The 26,324-nt window shown below is 42.7% G+C and carries 11 protein-coding genes; all 11 read right to left on the bottom strand.

Going from position 1 to position 26,324, the window contains the following annotated elements:
- Nucleotides 1-26: 26 nt before the first annotated feature.
- On the bottom strand, nt 27-1,667 hold the full coding sequence (locus U0035_RS03725; protein ID WP_114792796.1) for a pectate lyase family protein: 1,641 nt from the start codon (nt 1,665-1,667) through the stop codon (nt 27-29).
- Nucleotides 1,668-2,081: 414 nt separating this feature from the next.
- On the bottom strand, nt 2,082-4,061 hold the full coding sequence (locus tag U0035_RS03730) for a RagB/SusD family nutrient uptake outer membrane protein (protein ID WP_114792797.1): 1,980 nt from the start codon (nt 4,059-4,061) through the stop codon (nt 2,082-2,084).
- Between the two features lie 30 nt (nt 4,062-4,091).
- Complete coding sequence (locus U0035_RS03735; protein WP_114792798.1) at nt 4,092-7,436, bottom strand: SusC/RagA family TonB-linked outer membrane protein; 3,345 nt, start codon at nt 7,434-7,436, stop codon at nt 4,092-4,094.
- Between the two features lie 41 nt (nt 7,437-7,477).
- Nucleotides 7,478-8,137 (bottom strand): DUF3826 domain-containing protein, encoded by a 660-nt coding sequence (locus U0035_RS03740; RefSeq protein WP_114792799.1) that lies wholly within the window; start codon nt 8,135-8,137, stop codon nt 7,478-7,480.
- 148 nt (nt 8,138-8,285) lie between these two features.
- Nucleotides 8,286-9,296 (bottom strand): hypothetical protein, encoded by a 1,011-nt coding sequence (locus tag U0035_RS03745; RefSeq protein ID WP_114792800.1) that lies wholly within the window; start codon nt 9,294-9,296, stop codon nt 8,286-8,288.
- Nucleotides 9,297-9,334: 38 nt separating this feature from the next.
- Nucleotides 9,335-11,200, bottom strand: a complete 1,866-nt coding sequence (locus U0035_RS03750; protein ID WP_162818001.1) for a RagB/SusD family nutrient uptake outer membrane protein — start codon at nt 11,198-11,200, stop codon at nt 9,335-9,337.
- Nucleotides 11,201-11,225: 25 nt separating this feature from the next.
- Nucleotides 11,226-14,330, bottom strand: coding sequence for a SusC/RagA family TonB-linked outer membrane protein (locus U0035_RS03755; RefSeq protein WP_211316541.1), 3,105 nt, complete (start codon nt 14,328-14,330; stop codon nt 11,226-11,228).
- Between the two features lie 584 nt (nt 14,331-14,914).
- Nucleotides 14,915-15,976, bottom strand: coding sequence for a hypothetical protein (locus tag U0035_RS03760; protein WP_114792803.1), 1,062 nt, complete (start codon nt 15,974-15,976; stop codon nt 14,915-14,917).
- Nucleotides 15,977-16,021: 45 nt separating this feature from the next.
- Nucleotides 16,022-17,932: a RagB/SusD family nutrient uptake outer membrane protein gene (locus U0035_RS03765; protein WP_114792804.1), complete on the bottom strand. Its 1,911-nt coding sequence runs from the start codon at nt 17,930-17,932 to the stop codon at nt 16,022-16,024.
- A gap of 41 nt (nt 17,933-17,973) precedes the next feature.
- Entirely contained in the window at nt 17,974-21,126 is a 3,153-nt protein-coding gene (locus tag U0035_RS03770; RefSeq protein ID WP_114792805.1) for a SusC/RagA family TonB-linked outer membrane protein, read from the bottom strand.
- Between the two features lie 742 nt (nt 21,127-21,868).
- A complete protein-coding gene (locus U0035_RS03775) occupies nt 21,869-26,230 on the bottom strand; it encodes a hybrid sensor histidine kinase/response regulator transcription factor (RefSeq protein WP_162818002.1) in 4,362 nt (1,453 codons plus the stop codon).
- Nucleotides 26,231-26,324: the final 94 nt, after the last annotated feature.

Here is a 26,324-nt window from a genome sequence, read left to right on the forward strand (position 1 = left end):
ATTGGTCCGTTTCGCGCCTGTCCGTATTATTTTTTGGCAACAGCCGGTACCACGTTAGCCACGTTCACCAGGCTATTCAGATACTCTTCTATATGGGTATAGCCAGATCCTGATTTCGACAATTTAGAAGCATCCGTTGGGTCATTCGGATTTAAGGCTTTCTTTTTCTCATAATCATCCGGCATACCGTCATTATCACTGTCTTTATAAGGAGTACCTTTATATTCAGGATAACCGCCTACCTGGTTGATGTCTGTAATAATACCCTGCTTGTAAGAATCAATAGGTAAACGCCTGTGTTCAAATTGTGTCTCTGGTAATTTTACGCCGGGAATGGGTTTTACCACACCGGTACGCGCCTGCTCTACAATCCTGGCATCAACGGGGTCACGTTTGGGTAATGTAGCACCTGCATTGCTGAATACATAAGCTTTTGCCGCATCGGCACTCAAAACAGTTAGCTTAGGCATGATCAAGGGCTTGTTCTGTTTCATATAACCCAGGTGCTCGCCTACTCCATCTTCTTCCTCAATCTGTACACCACCGGCCCAATTATCCTTTGTTATTTTTGGATAGCCTTCCATCACATTTCCGTTCACGTAAGCTCTTCCGTACACTTTATAACTCAACTTGCTTCGACCGCTCTCCGGTTTTAAAATCCGATGACCTACATTGTTTTTAGGTGTTGCGGGTCCCGGTTTAAAATAGTTATTAATGATATTAAATTGCGCTCTGTAATCACCGCCATCGATAGAACGGTGCACCCAGTTATATACAACATTGTTTACAAAGTTGAAAACACCATTCCAACCCACTGAAGGATTACGACCGGCATTATTGGCCCAAAGGTTACGCATGAAGCTACAATTTTCGCCGCCCAGCGTACTGCCAAATGCATGGTTCCAGGTATCTAAAGCTTCCGCAAAAATTGAGTTCTGGATTGTGATATTCACTGTACCAAATTTATCTTCAATTTTACCAGTGCTATCATTGTACATGTGCCGGTACATACTCATATTTTCATCGAGCCCCCAGGTGGCCGACACGTGATCGATCATGATATTACCTACGGGATTACCACCAATCGCATCGTCTCTTCTGCCCACCCAGGTATCACCCCGGCGGAAACGCATATAACGTACTATTACATCATGTGTATTAATCCAAACCGTTTCACCTGCGATACAAACACCATCACCCGGAGCGGACTGCCCTGCAATGGTGATGTAAGGAGCCCTGATAATCAGCGGGGATTTTAATTTAATAATACCTGCCACATTAAACACTACTGTTCTGGCGCCTCCCTGCTCACAGGCCCACCGAAAACTACCTGGCCCGTCATCATTCAAGTTAGTCACTACGATCACTTTTCCGCCGCGGCCGCCTCTTACAAATTTACCACCGCCCTCAGCTCCGGGGAATGCAGGAATATCAGCGTAGGGCAACTCGTCGAAACGCGATGCCCAGGGAATATAAGGTCTTCCTTCTGTGGCTTCCTTCTTAATAACCGGGTAGGCTATCGCCCACATGGAATCGGAATGTGCTTCAGCAGCTTTCATAATAGCGGCCGAACGCTCCTGGTCGGCCTTTGGAATTTTCGGATACTGAGCCAGGGCAGCGGAAGTTGCACCGGCCATTAAGATACCTAACAGTACTTTTTTATTCATGTGTTTACTCTCTATTTTTTTAATGGTCACATGCCTGAATAATCATTACAAATGGTTTGATAACAACTCATGGGCATTTCACAATAATAAATCACTTATAATTCAATGATCACCTACACTATGACGATTCCCTGGCTCAATTCCTGCGCCATAAACCGATATTACGTGTAGTTGCGGCGAAGCATCGAAAAACGGAAATAATTGCATAGCAAACGTTTACCCAATAAAATTAGAACGTATGGCCGTCGCCTGCAATGCAATGATTCACTAAGCAACTGTAATATTTTACTGATACCGGAAAGATTTGGGAAAATCGTACAGCATCTAACTGCAACAAGACCCTTGCACCGTCTTCTTCAATAAAAAAGGTCATCACTGTAGTGCGATGACCTTTTAACAATATAAAAGTTAATTTTATTGTTGATAATCGAAGGTTCCCTGTCCTCCGGAATAATCCAACCAGCCAATATTCTGTTTTAACCATGGATTATTGCTTAACGGCGCAGCTGCCAGGCCGGACAAGTAATAATGAGGTCGGAACAAAATACTTACCGGGGTTCCATTTACTCTATCCCAGGCCTGATCGAGGGGAGTCATAACAAATCTACTCTGATATAATGCCTTCAGCTTCGCAATTTCTGTATTGAAATTCTCTGCATCCGGATCAATAAGAATATCCTTTTCAGCTGCAGGTATCGGATCTACTTTAGGTTCAGAGAATGTTTTAGACTGCCAGTAATAACCATTACGGCTGGTTCCATTAATGGGCTGTAAGCCTAGCTTCGACACCGAATTGCCGCTATTGGAGACGTTATCATATAACATCCAACGCTGTACATCCCAAAAGCGTTTTCCTTCATATGCTAATTCAATACGCCTTTCGTACAAACAAGCTTCGATAGCTTTGTATTTATCAGCCAGATTGCCGATACCATAATTATTAGCAGAAGGAATACCTACACGAGCTCTTATTTTAGATAAATAACTAATAGTGTTTTGTACATCACCTTTTGCAGCGTAGCACTCGGCAATATTTAAAAGCAACTCAGCATAGCGATATTCAAAAATGCTGGTATTGGAAAATGCATAGGTGCCACTTGCAGCAGCCGGGTTGGACATTTTATAAACAACAGCCGGACTGTTGGTTTGGTTATTTCCATAAGAAGTAGCGGTAGTAGCATCGGCACTTGCTTTCCATCTGTAGAACCAGGTATTTTTGTTGGCATCAGAACTCATGCCCCATTTCAGACCCGAGAATGCAAAAGTTCGATAAAAACGAGGTTCCCGGTTTTCAAAGAAAAATGTATCTACATAATTCACACCATTTACAGGGCGTTCACCATTGGCTAGAGGAAATAAATCCAACATTTCTTTTGGCGGTGCAATACCCCCGTTTCCACCGTAATCCGGAAGACGTACTGCATTCTCCCATCCATTATTGTAGCCAGCTGAAGAAACCTGTGTATTGCTAAAAAGGAACACCATAATCGCCTCTTTGTTGAATGTTCCTGTTTGTGCATACGTCATTCGTGCCCATTCTTTGGCAGTGCTTCCGTACAAGCCATAACCTCCTGCTGTTAGCTTTGTTTCGGCGTCAAGACCGGCCTGTAAAGCTACCTGCCATTTTTCACTACCTGAATTATCCCAGTCTTTATTAAATAAGGGACTGGCCGCCGTTAATAACACACGGCTTTTCATTGCCAACGCACCGGCTGCCGTCAACCTGCCATAATTGACTGCAGGATTCTCCCATTGCATCGGAAGTAAGGCAGCAGCGGAGTCCAGATCCTTTACAATTTGAGCAAATGATTCTGAAGAAGTAGCTCTGGGCAACTGGATACTTTCATCAGTGGTACTGCTATTTTGTACGGTTAGTACAATAGGCACACCCCCATAAACTCTGACAAGGTCGAAATATTGTAACGCTCTCAAAAAATACATCTGACCTTTGGCTCTCTGACGGAAGGTTGCCGATAGATTGGCGGTTTCGGGCTGATCCATCTTGGTCAAAATTTCGTTGGTAAATCGGAGTCGTGTATATGGATTATTGTTTACGCTTGAATTGGTTGTACCATAATAGCCATCTGCGTCTGTAGGTAACTGCAAGGTTTTTGTAGGGTCAATGAAGTTAACTACAGTTCCTGCTATTTCCTCCGTCATTCTTGACCGGTTATCGTTGTAACTACCCACCAATTGTTTAAGAGGACTGTTGTAGGCTACAAAATAATAATTATAAACCCTGTCAATATACCATCCGGCCAGCGTTTCGTTTGAAAAAACCTGCTCCTCACCATATTGATTATAAGGTTTCATCTCTTCCAGGAATTTTTGGCTACAGCTGGCCAAAACCAAAATCGAAAGTGATGCAAACAGGTATAATATTTTATTTTTCATAATAATAAATATTCTTTTTGTTTGAAATTTTTAAAACCCAACACTCAGACCCAGAGCCCAGGTACGTAATGTGGGATAAGAGACTCTCGGATCATCGTACATATTGCGATACTTTTTAGGATAAGGATTGTAAAAGTCCCACAGGTTCTGACCTGACAGATAAATCCTCGCATTTTCCAGATTAATGGACTGCACCCAACTTTTAGGCAGCGTATATCCAACACTCAAACTTCTTACGAACATTCTGAAAGTAGGCATCAAAAAGAAATCAGAACGAGTTCCGCCAAATGAATCAAAGTAAGCAAGATTAGGGGACTTCCCGTTAGGATTGCTCTCAGCATCATACATATCGGTCAGATATACCGGATGAGACCACATAGCGTTGTTACTGGAAGTTCCTTGTTTAATATAATCAAGATAGTTAGCACCACCCCAGGAAGTAGCTATTTGAGTCAGCAGGGATATTCCCTTCCAACCCATACTTATATTGGTTGTAAGGCCGTAAGTTCTATTCGATTTTTTTAGTTTCACATAATCTTCGTCAGCCATGATGCGTCCATTTTGTCCGCCGATAGTTTTACCAGCTACATCTAAATTACCCGCAACATCTTCATAAACCAGCATACCTTTTCTCAGGCCGGACTTCTCGGTAATACCCAAAAAGTTAGGCGCTGCGCCCTCAATACCCGAATTGCTAGCAAGGTTGGTAAGATAGTTCCAGTAGTTATCAATGTCAGCATCAGTACGTAACATACCGTCTCCACTTGAGGTTTCTTTCCAGGTGGTGAAGCCGTATACCGGAAAAATGCCATAGTTTCCTTCGGCTCTGCGAGTGGAAGCTATTGAGGGATAATTAAACGGCAGGTCGAAATATTTGACTGTTTTATAATTATTCATTCCGCCATTCACTCCTATAGAGTAGCTAAAGTCTCCAATATTATCCTTCCAATTAATCGACAACTCTGATCCCCACGAATTAACTCCGGCAAAGTTTTGCTCCGCGAAAGCTCCTCCCACAGAGATTGGTGAGTTGATCGCAGCTGACATATCAGTCAACATGTCTCTGGTTGAATTAAAGTATTGGTCGAATGTAACAGACAGGCGTCTGTTGAGAAACGCGAGATCCAAACCAAAATTTCGTTGCAATGTCTTATCCCAGGTTAATGCCCTGTTAGGCGTTACACCAGGTGTGAAGCCTGTTGTATATATCCCGCCATTACTACCAAAGCCAAAACCTTTATCGGTAGCTGCAGTATACAATTGCAACCATTTCCAGGGATTGACATTATTATTACCTGTATTCGCAAGCGAAGCTCTTATTTTAAGGAAATTTACCCAAGAAATATTGTTCTTGAAGAATTTCTCGTCAGACATCACCCAACCTGCCGATACACCAGGGAACTGTCCCCAGTAATTTTCGGGGGCAAAGTTGGTTGATGCATCGGTACGATAGACAAACTGAAATAAATATTTCCCCTTGTAATTATAGTTAAGACGCCCTAAATAAGATAATGTGCCACCCTGATATCTATAGGTAATTGAATTACCTGTATTTAGCGACCCCGCAGATACAGAAGTCCCGTTGTAAATATCGGCATTAGGATTATCATACAACATTCTTCTGTCTTCCAGTTCGGTAGTGGCCCTTTCAACAGAAGCCATAGCCGATATATTATGATCACCAAATTTTCTATCATAATTGATAAAGAAGTTTGACTGCTCATTCTTTGATGTGGTACCTAAATAACTTACCCGTGCACCAGACCTGTTAACCAATGGCGCACTCCATACAGTCGACTCGTTATATAAATGCTGGCCTGCTTTATTCCCCAAAGAATCTCTTACGAGTGTGATAGGAAACTGATTCTGCTCTGTTTTAACAGATGCCTGTGATATACCATAATTTAGCTTAAACGATAAACCTTTTATAAATGGCAGGTCATACTGCAGGTTAAAATTAGCGTTGTAATTAAATTGCTGGTCTGTTGTCTTCGATCCATTATTTAAAAACGCATAATAGTTCCAGTTACTTAGAGAGTTGTTGCCAGACATATTTCCCAATTTGTTAGGGCCTAATGCGGGGGAAATATACTGATCTACTCCATTAATGTTGTATACCCATGGAATATACTTAGGCATATGCAACAACACACTATAGTCATTTTGCTCTCCACCTACCGCAAAACCATCACTAAAGTTTATTTTAGTAAAAGACTTTTCGGAGTTGGTGTTAGAAGCAGCGATTGTAGCGCCAAATTTCAGACCGCTGAGTACTTTTACATCAGTACCTGCACGATAAGTCCATCTGCTAAAATCCTGGTTTCCGAGATTAGCACCCTGTGTAAAATAAGAAGCGCCTGTAAAATAAGTTGCTCTCTCTGACCCACCACTAAGATCCAGGGAATGTTGCATGGCATTGGCCGATCGCCAATCGTTCATTAACCAATCATAATTAGTAGTTCCCATCTCGGCCAATTCTGCATCTGAAAAGAAGTGGTCAGCAGTCCATGTTCCTAATGCTCTTCCAAAACTGTTGGCAAACTCACCGTACTGGCGCGCGTTCATCACTTTTCCATGACTAATGGCATCATTGGTTTGAAATTTAGCATTGTAGGAAACCCGTGGCGGCCCTGTTTTCCCTCTCTTTGTTTTTACTATGATAGCACCTTGCGATGCCCTCGATCCATAAATAGCAGCAGCCGCATCACGAAGCACGGTGATGCTCTCTATTTCTGATAAATCTAACTGGTTAAAACGATCCAAAGAAGATTTACCGCTTTGTGGATCCAGTTGAATTACATCGTCAATAACTACTAAAGGCAGGTCGCTACCGCCATCTTTTCCCCAGTTAAATTGTTGCCTGATACTTAGAGTAGCCATATTCCCCGGCCGGTTGGAACCTCCACTAACATTTAAACCTGGGATTTGACCTCTTAAAGCCTCTGTGACCGATGCAACGGGCATTTCAGTCAATTTCTTCAGGTCCACCGTCGCCACTGATCCGGTGATGTCCCTTCTACTTTGCGTGCCGTATCCCACTACCACTACATCGTCCAGGCTATTCTCCACACGTTTCAAAGAAATATTCATTGGCCCATCCAGCTTCACCGAAACTTCACCAAACTCGTAATTTACATGCGAGTATTGTATCACCGCGCCATTTGCAGGAGCATTTAAAGTGAAGTTCCCCTGATCATTTGTAATAGCGGTTTGCGGGCCATCCTTCACCTTAATGGTAACACCGGCAATCGGAGCTTTGGTAGAATCATCTACCACTGTTCCTGTAACAGTCCTGGTTTGCGCTACGGCAGTCATCGTTATCAACAACGGCAGGACAAACAGGAAAGCAAATCGTAAAACATGCTTCGCGTTCATATCAATTTTCGTTTAATAAGAAATGTATAGAGTAACAGAGATTATTTTTTTTGGGCTTTTGTTCTTTCATACCAGGCTTCACGCTCCTTTTTCAAATCGTAGCCTCTGGCAGCGAGATAATTATTGATACGTCCTTTGTATTTTCCGAACCAGCCATGCTTGGCATCGCTCGATCCTGCAGCCATCGCATGCTCGCGGGCTTCATACAAAGCATCGTAAATATATTTTTTTTCGTCTTCTTTTAAGGAAGGGATCATATCCAGGTGTGCCTTATAGGTTATTGGCAATACGTTGTAGGTGAGCCCATCTTTTACTTTTTCTATTTGCTGTGCATCCAGATCTCTGGCAAGAGATTGAACAAATTTTTTATTCAGCCCTGTTCGCTTCTCTTCAGTTGCATCGTTTACCTTTTTCAACTCCGATTCGGCAGCTGATTTCTCCAAATTTTTAGCTTTTACAGCAGCCGTTGCTGCCGCTTTTTCCTCGTCAATTTTTTTGATATCCACATACTCCTGCGCAATCTGATCGCGCACCCTGTAAAATTTTACTGAATCGCCGATCTCAAGCGGGGCTACAATTTTATAGGCCCTTTCTTTTACTACCTTTAGGTAGTCGTCATTATTAGCCGTTTGAGAATGGGCGTTTAACGCTAAAACCAGCGTCAACAGGGACAGAACAGATACTTTTGAAACTTTAGCCATTGCAATCGTTTTATTCGGCGATAAAATTAGAATGCTGCACTATGGCTAACAATGCAAGGTTTCACTAAGAAAATGGAAAATTTTACTAAACAAAAAAAGCCACCCCTGTTTGGGGCAGCTTTAACAATCTGTTTTAAAATGTTATCGGTTACAATTCGTATTTAATACTGACGTCCATAAAGGGCGTGTTCCCATCAAGACTTATTTGATTGATTAGTATCAATCCATATCTACCATCGGGAAAAACGAATGGCACACCTTGTCCTACACTTAGGTTTGAAGTGTGTGCCAGAAGATTGGGATTTCTTCCCTTAACGTAATTTACAAGAGCCTCTCTCGTATAATAGTTGCGAAGAAACGGTGTAGCCTGGCCATTTTGCCCGGCTGCGAATTTGGTTGCTTTTTTTGTCCAGGATGAAATATCATTGGGCATATATGGAACGGAGTTGGCGCTTAAAGAATACATTCTTGGGCCCCATGTAATCGCGCCGGTGGTGGCGTTCACCGTCTTCGTTCTGTAAATACCGAGGTCGATATTGGCCGAATTGGCGGCACCTGTCTGGTAATTATAAGTTTCACCCGTTGTTAAATTCAGGTAACTGTTGGCACTTCCATTGGTGCTATCCACATCAGGAAAATATATTTTGCGATTGACAATATGGGTAATTTCATTCACTACATTTATATTAATTTTTTTATACCCATCGCCCAGATAAACACCCTGCGCATCAAAGGCCCATATTCTAAAAGTATTAGCACCATTTTTTAAATTACCAATGGACCCGCCGTTAGCGCCAGGTATCGTTGCATTTGTTATTGCTCCATTAGCCCCCACTACTCCCTTAATAATGCCGGTATAGGATCTGCGCTGCCCATCATCCAGGGTGATCCGTAGGTTGCCCAACCCGGTCCCACCGGCTTGTAGCACTACCTGGTGCATATCTTTGTTCGGAGAGGCAATAGTAAAATCAAAGTAAATGCTATCACCTTCATTCAGCGTTTGATTCTCTGCTAAACTGTATGGACTGGTCTGATGCAATTCCAAAGTAACCTCGAACATGTTAAAAATATTAGGCGCTGTTTTTTTGCAAGATGTCGCTGCAGTAATAACTACAAAAAACAACATCAGCGAAATACTATTTTTGAATTGCTTATTCATTTGTAAAAATTGATTCGGTTTTCAATAATAATTTGAGGTTATTTCAGCGGATCAAACAACCCGCCATTCCATCCAATGGTTTGTTCCAGCAACGGACTTGATTTGATAAAAAAGTCAGAAAGAGGATAAAAATAATTTTCCTGGGGCACACTAAAGCCGCCATTACCGCTGGGAAGAACAAACTGGTAGGTGAAATATTTGCTTACAGTATCCATGTTATTCATATCCAGGCCATCGCGATAAGTGGTTCCGGTAATTCGATTAGTGGTGTCTTCCAGTATGGCTTTATAAGCTGATTCTTTTAAAACCACCTGCAAACCGGTTAAAGTGCCATTCATCAAATGATACCGCCGGGTACGCCTCAGATCTTCCACACGCTTACCCTCGAAGGCAAATTCAACAAAGCGCTCATTTAATATCAGGTCACGCATCTGGTCTACCGATACAGCCAGGTTAAGACCATAATCGTTTGCACCAGCAATAATACCGGCCCGCTGTCTTAGTTTTTTTACCATTTCCTTCGCCACATCTATGTTACCCACTTCGTTAGCAGCTTCAGCATAGTTCAGCATTACATCGGCCAGGCGTAGTTCGATCCAGTCCATGCCACTTCCGCCAAAATCGTTTTGGTTTCGAACGGCGCCGTTTGCAAGAGCTGGCGTGGTAAACCTTTTACAATACACGCCCCGGTCACCAGTTTCGCCTATGGCAGTCTTATAGGTCCACTGCTTTCTGTTAGTAGAACCTCCCAGGTTCCAGGTGCTGCCGTTATAAGCGATGGTAGCTTCAAAACGAGGATCGCGATCCTTCCAGAAAAGGAGAGCATTGTACCCGCTTCCACTAGCGTTAATAGGTGTACCATCTTTCATAGTATAGGCATCCAGCAACCTGGTGCTGGCATAATAAATATCACTGGGAGAACCTCCGGCAGACATGGGCCGGCTACGATATTCTACGTTATGACCTCGTTTAGCAACTGTAGGAGAATAGGAACGGATAATAATAGCCTCCGTATTAGCGTCGCCTTCTGTTCTGAAAATACTCTCATAAGTAGGCATCAACGCTTTGCCGTTGTCAATGGCTATAGTATACGCTGCTTTGCAGGCTTCAAAAGCTGTCTGCCAGCGGCTGGCATCATAAGGATGGGCAGCAGCATCTCTTGGATTAAACTGCGGGCTCGCCCAACATAGCAGCGCTTCAGCTTTTAATGCAGCTGCGGCAGTTTTTGTCAGCTTTCCGATTTGTCCATCACCAACCCATGTTACTCCCTCCAGGTTCACCATTGCTGAATCACAATCCTTCACAATCTGCTCAAACATCTGCCGGGCGCTGGCCCTGCCTGACAGGGTTAGATTACTAGGATTTTGTGGTTCTAAAACCAGGGGCATACCACCATAAATTTTCGCCAGGTCTAAATATGCCATAGCACGAAGCGCATAGTATTGCCCCAGAAATCTTCTTTTGGTTTCAGCAGGTAAATTCCCTTCCGGTATATACTTAATTCCATTATTAGTTCGCGCGATATCAAAATACCGGTTATCGCCATAGTTCGCTCCCTGGTACTTAAAGCCTATATATCTGATATCATTGGCAGCCAGGCTTCCTTGTAAACCCAGCGTCCGGCGTGCCCTGTCGGTGTTTGCCGCCCAATAATTTTCATCGCTGGCATAATGGATTTCGAGGTTGGCGCCTGATGGAAATGCCTCGTATGCAAAATGGGGCATGATCACATCGTAAGCCTCATTGAGGTGATATTGAATGGCACCCTCATTACTCCAGATTGCAGCATCTATCCCCCCCCTGTCTCTCAACTGAAAGAACTTATCGCTTTTTTTGCTACATGCGGACAACATTAGACATCCCATTGAAGCAATCAAAATTTTGTTATATAACTTATTGTTCATTAGTTCAATATTTATCATTTAAAAACTATAACCCGAGTCTTAACCCCACAGAAATGGTTCGAATAGTTGGATAGTCAAAAATATAATTCTGATAAGGGTCTTTGTACTTTAAAGGATTTTTAAGTACCCAAAGATTGTTACCCGTTAAAAGCAGGCTGGCATCACTCATTCTGATCCTTGACAGAAAGGCTTTTGGTAATGTATAACTGAGGGTCATATCATTTACCCTGATCATGGTTCCGTCAACCGCCCATATATCAGCATCCTGGTTAAAAAGCCTTGAATCAAATCTTGGAAATCTTCCGTTTGGATTTTCAGGCGACCACCGGTCGGTCATAAACGCCGGCAAGTTAGATGCGTTACCCGCCATTTCTCTTGCTTTAGAATCAACAAATTCCTTACCACCAAAACGACCTATTATATTAACTCTTAGCTGAATCGATTTATAGGTAAGGCCCAGCTGTGTATTCAGAACCAGTTTGGGATCGATCCTGTCGAACATCAGCACTTTATCCCTTTCGGTAATCACACCGTCGCCGTTGGCATCATCAAAATACATCCAACCCAATTGAGGTGCCTGATTGTCGATCAGATAATTAGGGTTTTCAGCCATGAAAGCATCCAACTGTTCCTGCGTTCTGAAAATACCCTTCACCCTGTAGCCCCAGTTTCCACTGGTATATCTTCTGGGATCAGTTCCAAAGCCAACCTGCCAGTCTTCCGGTGTGGTTTCAAACAATTTAAACGGATCGTACAGCATGCGCGTGGTAACCGAATTACCAAAGCCAAAGTTTGTACTTACATTCAGCCTTAAGTCTTTAGCCAGGTTAGCCTTATAACCAATGGTAAATTCTGTGCCCCAGTTATAGCGTTCCATATAATTAACAACAGGAGCTGCAAAACCTGCAAAAGCCGGGAATGATGCATCTGCGCCCTTATCAAACATGTCGTAACCACGGTTTTGAAATACATCAATACCCAATGTGATCTTATCACGCCACATAGCCATTTCCAAACCAGCATTGAAAGTTCTTTTACTCTCCCAGGAAATATCCGGGTTAGGAATACGCTCAGGATTCAAACCGCCCTGCAAACTGTTGCCGTACAAATAACCGGAAACGTCTGCGCGGAACCGCTCTTTCCACAACCAGGCGTCAATAGAGCTATTACCTACTATACCGTAACTCGCCCGTAATTTCAGAAAGTTTATAAATGTTATGTTATCTTTAAAGAAGTTCTCCCTACTTACAACCCAACCAGCTCCGATACTTGGAAACACGCCCCAAACTTTACCCAACGCAAAATTTGAAGAAGCGTCAGCACGTATTACTCCCTCTAAAGAGTATTTACCCATATAGTCGTAGTTTAAACGGCCGAAGAAGGATCTTTTTACGCCTACCGTAATACCCCTTGATGGAGAGGTGGTAGACTGATCAAAAGCCCAAAAGTCATCCAAACCTGGTAATATTTGGGTGAGCCAACGAACACCCACTGACTCGCTGTTGCTTTCAGACTGCTCCGCTCCTCCTAAAACAGTCAGATTGTGATTATTCGCAATGGTCTTTTTATACTGTAGTGTGAAAAAGCCCTGGTAACTGTTCGATCTGCTAAGGCCTGGCTCGTATAATGAGTTATTACCCTGATTCACAATTATCGGCTCCGTTATTTGCGTAGGTATAGCGTTGCGGGGCCCGATACCGGTATAATTGTAAAGTGTGTACGGTGGCTGGTAGGTGGTGGTACCGTCGCTGCCAGACGATTGTGAAATCTGGAACCTAGCTGTTAAGCCTTTCAGGACTCCGGAAAAATCATAAGTTAATGCTGTATTAATACGGTAGCTCGCGGATTTGCTTTCCCGGTAATAACCCGATCCAATTGACCCAAAAGGGTTGTCTCCTCCAAAATTCAAATACTGACCATCAATTTGGTAAGGAACCCATTCGGGAACCTGTGCCAGTCTCTCTATGAACTGCTGATCTTCGTTGGCCGTTGGGTTGCCGCTATAGCGGATCCGGTGATCTACATTAAAATTCACATCGGCTTTTAATCCTTTTACGATGGTGGCCACTACTCCTGCACGAAATCCGAATTTATCCTGTTTGATACCGGCATAGTTTCCGTTCTCATTTTGATAGTTTCCTCCAACAAAATAAGTTACATTTTCGCTACCACCGGAAATAGACAGGTTATGCCGGTTCATCTGCGAAGGCTTCCATAGCGCGTCAAGCCAGGTTCCATCGGGCAAAGTTTTGAGATAGTTTAAAACAGAATCAGAGTAATAGTCGGAAGCCTGCGCATAACCTACCCTATTATTATCGTTTAATGCTTTTGCCAGTTCATAGGAGGACATCATATCAGGCAACCTCGTAGCGTCGGAAATACCTATATAGCCATTGTACGAGAAACGGGGCTTACCTGCTCTACCTCTTTTAGTGGTTAGCAATACCACGCCGTTCGCACCGGAAGCACCATAGATAGCCGCAGAACCGGCATCCTTTAACACCGTAATATCTTCAACCATCGATGGGTCAATATTATCAAAGGCATCCTTGGTTACGGTAATACCATCAATAATGTACAGCGGTTCATCAGTTACTCCCAGCCGTTCTGCTTCTGCCGAAGTGGCTGAATTTCGAATATTTAAAGTAATGCCTGCACCGGGCCTGCCCGAAGCCTGGCTTACGCTTAATCCGGCAATACGCCCTCTCAAGGCACCGGCAATATTAGGAGCCGGCACATCCTGGATTTCTTCCCCTTTTATGTTAGCTACAGCACCCGTAAGTTGTGAACGCTTTTGGGTGCCATAACCAATTACCACCACGTCATCCATACTTACATTCAGTTTTTTTGTCCTGATAATCAAAGGACCTTCAGCAGGTATCGCTACTGATCCTACTTCATAGCCTACATGAGAGTATTCTAATTCTCCACCTGTTGTAGGTACATTTAATGTAAAGCTCCCCTTAGCATCCGTAACGGCGCTCTGGGGCCCGCCTTTCACGCGGATCGTTACTCCGGCTACTGGCTCGTCGGAAGCGTCATCCAAAACGCTGCCGGTAATCGATCTGGTTTGTGCGTGTACAGTACCATTGAAGAGCGCTAACAACACAAGCAGACACGTAAATTTCAAAATGTGCTTGAAATACATATGGCTTTTAGTTTAAAAAATAAAACAGTTAATAAGTTATTTATTGGCATAATCGTTTTACCAGGCAATACATTTCCATCATGATATGTCAATGCTTTTTGAAACATCCTGTTCCCGTTCGCATACGACATATCACCTTACATAACCACCCGAACATATGACCCCTAGATCATCAACCCAGTGATAAAAATTATAATGGTAAAATTTTTGTTTGACAAAAGCAGTTTATTAAAAAGCAGAAGTCAATCGTTTACATTTCAAAAGTAGCCCGTTAAGAAAGCATTAACAATGTAAGCTTTCACTAAGAAAATGGAAGATTTTACTATTCATGTAAACGATTTCAATTGTCCCCGGATTTATCCTGTTTTTGTTATTAGGAGACCGGCGTCATCAATGATTCAATATATCTGTCCTTTAAGATACAATTTAAATATCCTTCTATCCTTTCAAACAAAAATCCCCTGTAGAAACAGGGGACGCTTGTAAACGATTGACTTTATAAGAAGTCGAATCAAAAAATTAGAATACTATAGGAATGAATAAATCATAGTTATCACAGTTATTTGTTATTCCTGTATCCTCCATGTTAATTGCAAATAGTTTTTTGAACGATAGTCGCTGTTGACTGACTGAACCAGTATGACGCCATATTTACCTTCTGGAGTTTTAAAATAAATGTACTGTCCTGCAGCTAAAGGTGTTTTTAATCCGTCGGCCGCTGTAGCAGGCACCCTTGTAAGGTTAAGGGTTTGCTTCCTGGCCTCCGTCTCAATTTTCAAGCTGGTATTGAATTTCTTCAGCATGTCATTAATATTCCCCCCTGTATTTTGTTTTGAAAACAAAGTCCCTCTTTTGGTCCAGCTACTGATATCGTACCCCACGAAGGGTAATGGATTAGCAGAAAGGGAGTATAGATAGTTAACCCTGGTTGCTGACCAGGCAGTGTCGGGTGTTCCATCGCCGTTCATATCAATAAGCTGATAGGTACCGGTTCTTTCATATTTAGCGTACATTCCCAGGTCAATACTTGCAGAATGAGCCGCACCGGTTGTATAGCTATATAACCGGCCGTCAGAAAGAGAAACATACGAGTTTTCCTTCTGTTCCAGTGTATCATGGGCGAATAGCCAACGATTCGTATAAAACCGCATATCAGAAGATACGTTGATGGTAAGCTTGCGTCCACCGTCACCTAAATACACCCCATTTCTGTCGTTGGCCCATATACGATAAGTGGTGGCGCTGCCTTCGCCCAAATCTTTGGCATAGAACGTAATCTTCCCGGAGTAAGTTCTTCGGTTCATTCCATCTGTAATAGCTATTCTTTGCTGGGGAAGACCGCCGCCTGTTTTATATAATGCTACCTGGTACATATCTTCCTCGGGAGATTCGATAGTATAGTCAATTAAGACAGAATCGGCTGGGCCTAAATTCACCACATCATCATCGCCCATTGCATGAGGCTGACTTTTGTGCAGGGTTAGTTTTACCTTGAACATATTGAGTACATTGGGTACATGCGGCACATTGACTGGCATTCTCTTAGGTTCGCCTAATTCACCTTTTTTACAGCCGTAACCAACAACTACTATAACCAGTAGTACAAAAAGTATATTGCTAAATTTCATTGCTTATATTTTAACTCATTAAAATAAAAAATACAGAACAGTCCGCTATAGCGGGTCAAAAATGCCCCCGCTCCAACCGATCGTTTGCTCTAACAATGGTGTTGAATTCAGGAATTGATTACTGAGCGGGAAAAAATAATATTCTTCGGGCATAGCAAAAGCACCATTTCCCGATGGTGGATTATATACATATGGATATCGAAACCACTTAATAACAGAAGCTGGGTTATAAAAATCAAGCGTATCTCTTCTTAAACTTGTCGGTGAGATACCTAAATCATTTTCGCCGATGGGGGCTTCAATCGAATCTTTATTCAAACCCAGTTGAAACTGCATTTGAACCATTTGTCCTAAAGTACCTTCGAGTTGGTGCATACGTCGTGTCCGACGCAAATCGTCATTTCTTTTACCTTCGAAGGCAAATTCTACCATACGCTCGTTCATAATTAATTCCCGCATTTGCTCTTTATTAGTAGCCAAAGTCAAACCGTAATCCATGTCTCCTTGTACAACACCTGCCCTTTTCCTGATTTGCCTTACCATATCTTTCGCAGTAGTAATATCACCAGTTTCATTAGCAGTTTCGGCATAATCCATCATTACTTCTGCCAAACGAATTTCTATCCAGTCCATCCCGCTGCCACCTACATCATTAGCCGCCGCTACGCTTGTTCTTGCCAGGTTGGGCATGGTAAAACGCTTTACATAAAAGGGTTTCGCAGACTCATTTTGTCCGTCTACCCTGGCGCCCGCATAGGTCCATTGCCTGCGGTTAGTTTTGGCGCTTAAAGGCCAAACTGAGCCATTAAATGCAATAGTAGCGTCAAACCGGGGATCGCGATTGGCCCAGAATATGGTATCATTATAAGGATATTCGGAGCTGGCATTGGTTCTGGGGCGTCCATCCTTCATTAAGTAGGCGTTAATCATTTGCTGGCTGGGATTATAGACATCATTAGGCGACCCACCCTCAGAACCAGGCCGGCTGCGGGATTCTACCGCATGGAATTTCCGGTATTGGGTAGAAGAATAGGATCTAACTAAAATTGCTTCTTTATTAGCGGCACCCTCCACCTGGAAAATAGCGGAGTAGTTGCTCATCAAACCATATCCCGCGGCCAAAGCTATATTGTAAGCTTCCTGCGCGGCTTTATGAGCAGCCTGCCATCTTTCAGGATGAGCGCCTTCGCCCGGATTAAACAAAGGGCTTGCCCACCATAACAATGCTTTTGCCTTTAAAGCGGCTACTGCTGTCGGATTAAATTTACCGCGATGAATGTCCTGATCGCCCCAGCTTCCTTCCGGGCCGGTCCAAACAACATCCTTCAGATTAGCCATTGCTGAATCGTAATCTCTTACAATAGATTCAAACATTACGCTGGCTTTTTCACGACCTTTCAGGGTTAAAACACCCGGACTTTGTGGCTCCAGGACCAGGGGCATACCCCCGTATATTTTTGTAAGCCCCATATAAGCCATTCCTCTCAATGCGTAGAACTGTCCCAACAAGCTCTTTTTATCAGCGTCGGGTATTATGCTGCCCGGTAGATTTTTAATACCGAGGTTTACTTTTGCGATATCAAAATACCGGTTTTCTCCATAGTTGGCGCCGGCATACTTGTTAGCAACGTACCTGCACTCATCTGGTTGCAAAAAGCCGTTGAAATTGAAATACTTCTTACCCCAGTTGTCATTGGCCGAATAATAATTTTCGTCGCTTACCAGGTGCATACCATAATTGTTGCCCGTATACTCATAAATGAAATTGGGCATAATAAACTGGTAAGAATCATTCAACAGATATTGTATCGATGCTTCATCATCCCATATACCCGCGTCGATAGCCAAGGGATCCCTGATCATTACCAGGTCTTCTATTTTTTTACATGCCGATATGCCAAACACTACCAGCATAGCTAACAATAAATAATTTTTCTTAACGATTAAATATTTCATATCAAATATTTTTATTGTACTTAAATGCTTCAAATTTTTTATTAAAGTCCGAGATTCAACCCAACAGAAATAGTTCTGAGCGTAGGATAATCGTAGATATATGAGTTCTCCGGATCTTTATATTTCAACGGATTTTTAATCAGCCATAGATTGTTAGCCGAAATCAGGAACCGGGCGCTGCTTAACCCAACTCTATTTACGACTTGCTTTGGCGCTGCATAACTTAAAGTCATATCATTTACGCGTATGGTCGTACCATCTACCGCCCAAAAATCAGACTCCATAGATATTCCCGGATCATCAAAACGGGGAAATTGAGCGTCGGGATTCTCTACCGACCAGGTATCATTCCAAAAATTGGCAATATTTTTTGTTGGAGTAGCAATACTCCTTCTGGCTTTAGTATCATAAAATACCTTTCCACCTATACGGGCACCAATATTTACTCTCCAATCAAAAGATTTATAAGTAAGCCCTAGTTGAAGCCCGGTAGATAGTGCAGGATCAGTACCCTTTTTAAACATCAGCGTTAAATCGCGATCTGTAACAATGCCATTGCCATCGATATCTTTATATTTAAGCCAACCTGCCTCCGGAATTGCGCCAAACATGGTATACCCAGGGTGAGCAGACATAAACTCATCTACTTCCTGCTGGCTGCGGAACATACCTTCTACGATCATACCATAGTTTCCTCCATTGTAAATAGTAGGATCTGTTCCAAATTGAGCTAAATTGCCCCAGTCCTCTGTATAAGGATCTTCCCATAATTGAAAACGGTTATAGAACATTTTCGCCAGGATAGACCTGCCAAAACCAAAATTGGTACTTGCTCTAAACCTGAGATCTTTAGCCAGATTGGCATTGTAACCTATAGAAAACTCCGTTCCCCAGCGATAGATGGTACGATAGTTAACAACCGGCGCAGCAAACCCTGCGTACATCGGGAAGTTTTGGTCATTACCCTTATCAAACACTTCGAAGTTCTTGGTTTGAAAGGTCTCAAAACCAAGGTTCAGTTTATTGTTAAACAGGCTTAAATCCACACCAAAGTTGAAAGTACGATTACGTTCCCAGGTAATGTCTGGATTAGGGTATACATCAGGCCTCAGGCCGGCCATACTGGTATTGTTATATAAATATGAGCCAACATTAATTTTGTAACGTTCCCTCCAATAGGTAGCACCTACACGGTCGTCACCTGTTAAACCGATATTAGCGCGTAATTTCAGGTAACTGATAAAGGACGGTGCATGATCCTTAAAGAAGGTCTCCTGGCTTACTACCCAACCTGCACCAAGTCTCGGGAAAAAACCCCAGATGTTTTCTACAGCAAAGTTGGAAGAGGCATCCAAACGGGCTGTTCCTTCTAAGGTATATTTACCTGCATACGTATAATTAAAATTACCAAAGAAAGAGCGTTTGCCACCCAAAGAAGCTGAAGGCGTATTGACGGTAGGAATCGGATTAAATGCCCAATAGTAGTTCTGTTCGGGAATCTGCTGACCGGAATAATAATACCCCATGCCAGACCCACTGTTCTCACTTTGTTCACCGCCCACCATAATACTGAAATCATGCGCACCAATGGTTCGGGCATAACTAATATTTAAGAAAACCCTGTAGTTACTACTTTCGCTTTTTCCCTGGCTTAAGCGAGCATTATCACCACCGTTAACTATAACTGGATTTCCGATAATTGAGTCCCGGTAAAAAAGGTTATTATTTCCCCACCTCGCAAAATTGTACTGGAGATACTCAGGCCTGTACTCTTCCGATTTTCCAGAGCTGGCAGTTGTAGATGCCTGGAATCGAATATTTAATCCTTTCAATGGTCCTTTTTCAGGCGCATATACCAGTCCTGCATTTAAACCGTAGCTCTTATTTTTGCTCTCATTGTACATGCCGGAATTATCCAATGCAAAAGGATTAAAATTCGCAGTTGCTCCTCCTATATAATTCACGTATTTATCGCCAAATTGAATAGGCGTCCAGCGTGGCACCTGTATTAACGTTTCTAAAAAGTTTTGGTCATTTTCGCTCCAGCCGTTTCTACTATACCGAACATTATTATCAATGTTGAAATTAACCTCCATTCTCAGGTTACTGATGAGTTTAGCGGTTAATCCTCCACGAAAATTATACTTATCAGACTTTTGGCCGGCATAGTTGGCATTCTGGTTCTGGTAGCCCCCTCCCACAAAAAAAGTCATTTTATCACTACCACCTGAAAGATTCAGGCTATGGCGTTGCATTAGCGCTGGTTGCCAAATCTGGTCAAACCAGCTCTCATATTGATTATTTTTGAGGTACTCCAGGTCTTCATCAGAAAAGTGATCTTCTTCTTTCACCCCTTTGATGCGGTAAGTTTCGTTTAATAACTTAGCATGGTCATACGCCGACAGCATGGTAGCTTTTCTTACAGCATCCTCAATGCCAACAAAACCACTGTAGCTTAAGCGAGGGGGGCCTGGTTTTCCTTTTTTAGTAGTGACTAAGATAACGCCCTTGGCTCCTGAAGCCCCATAGATGGCTGCCGACGCGTCTTTCAAAATGCTGATATCTTCGATCATAGAAGGATCGAGGTTATCAAAAGTGGATTTACCTACGATCATATTGTCGATAACATACAGTGGCTCGGCAGAGGCTCCTCCTACGCCCTCTGAAGAACTGGCGCCTCTTACATTTAAGGTAATACTGGCGCCCGGACGGCCTGAAGCAGAACTCACACCTAACCCGGCAACACGACCGCGTAAGGCAGCTGCTATATTTTGCACGGGAAGATCTACAATGTCCTCAGATTTTACAGTGGCCACGGCGCCGGTTAGTTTCGAACGTTTCTGCGTTCCGTAGCCCACCACCACTATTTCATCCATGCTCAAATCCAGCTTTTTCATAGTAATGTTCATGGCTCCCGACTCAGGTACCAGGTCTTCCCCATTTTCATAACCTATATACGACCACTCGAGTATAACTTTTCCATCAGGAATTTTTAGAGAAAAGTTACCCGTTTTATCGGTGGATGTGGATTGCCGCCCTCCTTTTATGCTAATAGTTACCCCAGCAAGAGGCGTACTTGCCGAGTCTGACACCACGGTGCCAACAACTGTTTTGGTTTGCGCCATAGCCTGCGTTTGTAGCAATACAATAGCTATTAACAGGCACGCAAATTTTAAAATGTGCTTGAAATACATATGGCTTTTGTTTTAAAGTGACAGTTTGGTTATTAAACTTCTGATTGACATTCAGATCATGAAAACGATTTCATTTTATCTCCAGCATACCGCTTCAAATTAATTGTCATTTAAACACTTAATAAACAAGCGTGGAGGCTGGAGCAGTAGAAAATAAGCAGCAAAACTTCCTTGCATGGAGCTGATCGCTTTTCCTATTATTGCAACCGTTTACATGTCACAAACATAATTTTCGAAGCAAAAAGCGAGGTTTAAATTTTATCGGAATAGGTTCATTTTTTGACACTTTCTCCTAAGTAACTGGTAATCAAAAGTAAACGTTTACATTTTGGAAAATATTATCGTGTATGCTTTGGTTCTTCTTACCTTGTAGCTTTTTTTCCGGTGGTTTAATAACCCTTATCCGGGCTATTATTCTACAAAAATGCCCTCCATAAAAATAGAGGGCGTACTTGTAACGATTAACTAGACTTTTGATTTTAATGAGCTGCCCATATATTAAAAAATTAGCAGTTAGTTGTGGACGGCGTATCTATATTTTCTAAGCTTTTACTTATGCAAACTTATAGATCACGCGGAAAAAGAAAGTTCAGTTTTTGACTTATCGGGGTTCAATTATTGATACAAGGGCGTCTGAAATCTATTTAAGATGCAGCCATTGAAAAATGAGCCCTGTCCCCTACCAAAGTTCTTATAGCATAGGGGCTATTGCTGATTCATGTATATGATTCCCCCCAAGTGGTTATTTTCTATTTTTCAAGTAGTCGGTTGGTGATACGCCAAAACGCTCTTTAAAACAGGTGCTGAAATATTTAGGGTTGTTGAAACCACTGTTATAAGCGGCCTCAGATATGTTAACGGCGCCGGCATCCAGATAGGTTTTGGCTTTATCTAAACGCCGGTCTTTCACAAACTCAACCGGTGTGATGCCTGTCAGGCTTTTAAACTTTTTATAAAATGTGGTTCGTCCCATATTCATAGATCCGGCTACTAATTCTATATTAAAGTTGTAATCCCCCATTTTATCTTCTACCACTTTAATCACTTCTTCCAGAAACTGCTCATCCTTTTCCGTTACAACCGGTTTTTCCATTCGGGCTACAGGTTCAGTTTCTACGTTCTCATTAACTGGTTGGCTGGTTGCCATTTCGGGAGTTAATGATATACGGCTGCGACCTTCCAGCAAACCAAACAACCGGGCTCTTTGCTTTAATAAGCTATTAACAGAGGCAAAAAGCAAATTGCTGTTGAACGGTTTGGTGATGTAAAAATCAGCTCCGTATTGTATTCCCTCAATCTGGCTTTCTACAGATGATCTTGCGGTTAAAAGTACAACAGGAATATGGCTGGTAGTTATACTATTCTTCAACCGGTCCAGCATCTCAATACCATCCATTTCCGGCATCATTACGTCGCTGATGATCAGGTCGGGTTGCAGTTTTTGCGCAGTATGATACCCTTCCACCCCGTTGGTGGCTGTGGTTACATGATAATATTCTTTCAGTTGTTGTGCTAAAAACACCCGCAACTCCTCATTATCTTCTACCAATAATACCTGTGGCAACAGGCGCTTCTCACCTGTCCCCTGCCCGGCTTCAAGATCCGGCTCTGCAGACATTACCATATTCAATGTAGATGGATCAGGTTGTCTATCGTTGGCCGGAACTCCAAAACCTGTGATATTTTTATCAGGAACGGCAAACTGCACGGTAAGACCCCCATGCCGGTTATTAAAGGCTTCAATATGACCACCGTGCAATTCTACCAGTTCTTTAGCCAGGGCCAGTCCAATTCCAACTCCCTTCATTTGCCGGTTATCGCTGTAGGTTCCACTATGAAAAAGTTTGAATATATTCTTCAACTGGTCTTTGCTTATACCTGGCCCCTGATCTTCCACAGTTACAGTAATGTTTTCCTGCTCTGAAGCAATATTCAGCAGGATAGCTTTACCCGGAGGGGTAAATTTAAAAGCATTGGCCAAAAGATTGTAGATCACCGTAGCAATCTTTTCACTATCGATATAAACCATGATGTTGGGCCTAACACTTGTTATTTGAAAATCAATTTCTTTCTCTGATTGCTCTGCTTCGAAATGTGCGGCGATACCATAAGCCAGTTGAACGATGTCCATGCCTGAAGCATGAAGCGTTAGTTTACCCGACTGTACTTTCCTGAAGTCCAATAGCTGATTTATAAAATGCACCATCCGGTTAGCATTTTTGCTGATCACGGATAAATAGCCTTGTCCTTGCGGAGAAAGCTTTTCTTTTTTAGATAATTGCTCCAAAGGATTAACAATAAGGGTAAGGGGTGTACGAAGCTCATGAGAAATATTAGTAAAGAAATTCAGCTTCATTTCTGATAGCTGCTGTTCGATAACCACCTTGTTTCTTAACCTTATCATGGTGGTAACAGTGCGGCGTATGAGTTCGATAATGACAATGGCGAATATCCCATAAATACAGTAAGCCCACCAGGTACCCCAGAAAGGCGGCTTTATAATAATAGAAAGTTTTCTATATGTGCTCTTATTGTAATCTTCTCCATCCCCTTTTACCTCGAATGTATACTTGCCCGGAGAAAGGTTGGTAAAAACCGCCCTGCCTGACACATCCCGGCTCCAGTTATTATTAAACCCGGTCAGCCGGAAACTATATTCATGTACATTCCGCCTGTAGTCGGGTATCACATAATTGATCGCTATAGTATTCTGGTTATGCTGAAGTGTTAATGCATTTATATAATTAATATCACTGTCGGCCACTTTATTTTCTCCTCCCGGGGTTATTTCTACATTGTTAACCTGCAGCGAAGTAAGCAACATGCCTGAAGGCTTGAGAACTCTTTGCAAATTAGCGGGATTAAATGTCATTAGTCCCTGCGAAGTGCCCCATACCAGATTACCCTGCACATCCTTAGAGCAGGCGCCTTCAGAAAATCCAATGGAGGGTAAGCCATCGTAGGAATCGTAATTAACAATGTGCTTGTTTTTTGAGTGCAGGCACGAAAGTCCCCCTTCCGTAGCTAACCAAATATTACCCCATTTGTCTTCCACCCCGTTGAGCACATAATCGTTTGCCAATCCCTGCCGCGTACCCCACGACTCAAAAGACAAGCCACCACCGGCGGTTTTGGTAGCCAGTGAAATTCCGCCTCCTGCAGTGGTGATCCACATCTTACTTTCAACAGTCGGGATCAGGTACAGCACATCATTATCCGGCAGGCCTTTATTTGCCTGCACCTGTTTCCTGTATATCCTTACTTTGTAGCGGCCCGAGCCGTGCCGGTCAGCTGATTGTAAAGTAAGTAGCCCTCCTGTAGTTGCTGCCCAGACCATACCGTTACGGTCCATAGACAAATGCCGGACCTGCTCAAAAGTATTCGCAGGATATTTAGGGAGGCTTACCGGAACCCGGTAAAAACGACAGACACCCTGGTCGTCATTTACGCGAATTAAACCTGCATCATAAGAACCGATCCAGATATTGTGTAACCGGTCCTCCAGTATGGAGTAAATACGAAAACCTTTCTTCTCATTAGCAACGGTTGGATAGTGTTGCAATTGGTAAGAATTGCGTTCCAGGTCGGTTGGTATTGCTTTATAAAGGCCATCATTCTTTGTACCGATCCATATATTTCCCCTGCTATCCTCCATGATGGCGTAAGCAACTATTGAGTATTCGCTCAACGGTTTGTTATTAAACCTGAGCAACTTATTTGTCCCATTTTGATGAACGGTCAGCTGTCCTCCCTGTGTCGATGCCCACCTCCTGTTTTGTTTATCGAAATATACGGCTCTCACTTCAAGATCAGGAAAGTGAGCCGTCTCGCTTATATTCTCCAGCTGGAATATATTTCTCTGTATGATCAGCTTGGTAACACCTCTGAATTCGGAACCCACCCACAACACGCCGCTATCGTAGAAAATACGATACACCGAATTGAACAATTTATTGGAAGAACCTTCCAGGGGTAAAGCAGCCACCATCTCGTCATCCCGCTCATTATAATAAACCAGTTCTCCGTTGGAGTAGGTGATCCATACCGTTTTATTAAAATCCTGTAATGCTGTAAACCGGTTACTAACATTGCGTTTACCGGCTATACCCGAAGCATAAAATTTAAAGCCGTCAAGTCCCTTCTTCAACAGTAATACTCCTTTATCTACTGCCTCTATCCACAAATTCCCGTTTGAATCTTCAAACATATTTCCCATTCTATAGGAAGATTGCTTCTTAACATAGCTCAGTCCGTTTTCCCTGTATTCAGCGGTAATCAGTTTACCTGACGCTGTAGTCATATAAACCAGGCCTGAGAATTTTGAGCAATGCACTGACTCTATCGTTTCCCGGGGGAAGGCGGTAAGGTAAAGCTTGTTCTTCTTTTTTACATACACGCCCACTGCGCCATTATGAGAGGTAAAATAAATATAGTGTGCATTTTCTGAGGCCTTTGTAAAATTTCTGCGTCCTTCGCCTATCTGAACAGGTTCTTCTCTCCTATAAATCCCGGAGCCAGCCCGTTTAAACCTGGAAATACCTCCTGTATTACTGATCCAGACATTGTCTTCCTCATCTTTATGAATGAAGAAAATATGATTAGAATCCAACCTGTTTGCTTTTGGTGAATCGGCACTGTATCTTATGATACTACCGGGCGTTATACCTCGCAGCGGTAAACAGAGTGCGCCTCCGTTTACCGTTATCAGCCATATCCGGTCACCTGTGATAGCAGAAATACCGTGCACCTGTACAATTTTCCCAGCTGCTTTGTTAATAATATCACTTACCGGGAGGAAAATTTCTTTATGCTTATCAAAACAGTACAGGTATTTATCGTAGGTAATGATCCATAAAAAACCTTTGTGATCGTCTACAACCTGCCGCACCCTGTCATTATGAATTCGCTGGCTGCCTAATGCAGAAGTTTTGAAAGACTTAAAGTTTTTACCATCAAAACGGTTAATACCGTTCCAGGTCCCGAACCACATAAAACCATCGTCATCTTTAAGCATGGTGGATACCATCCGGTGCGAAAGGCCATCTTCTGAAGTAAAATATTCGGTTTTATATTTTACCTGCGCAAAGACGACGCATGTCTGCATACAACAGATGACAAGCAAAACGTATTTTCTAAAAAGCAATGGCATTAGTCGGTTTATTCCTTGTCTTGCGGCCAGGTTAAACACTATGGTTTCA

This window comes from Niabella yanshanensis (assembly GCF_034424215.1).
Taxonomy (GTDB): domain Bacteria; phylum Bacteroidota; class Bacteroidia; order Chitinophagales; family Chitinophagaceae; genus Niabella; species Niabella yanshanensis.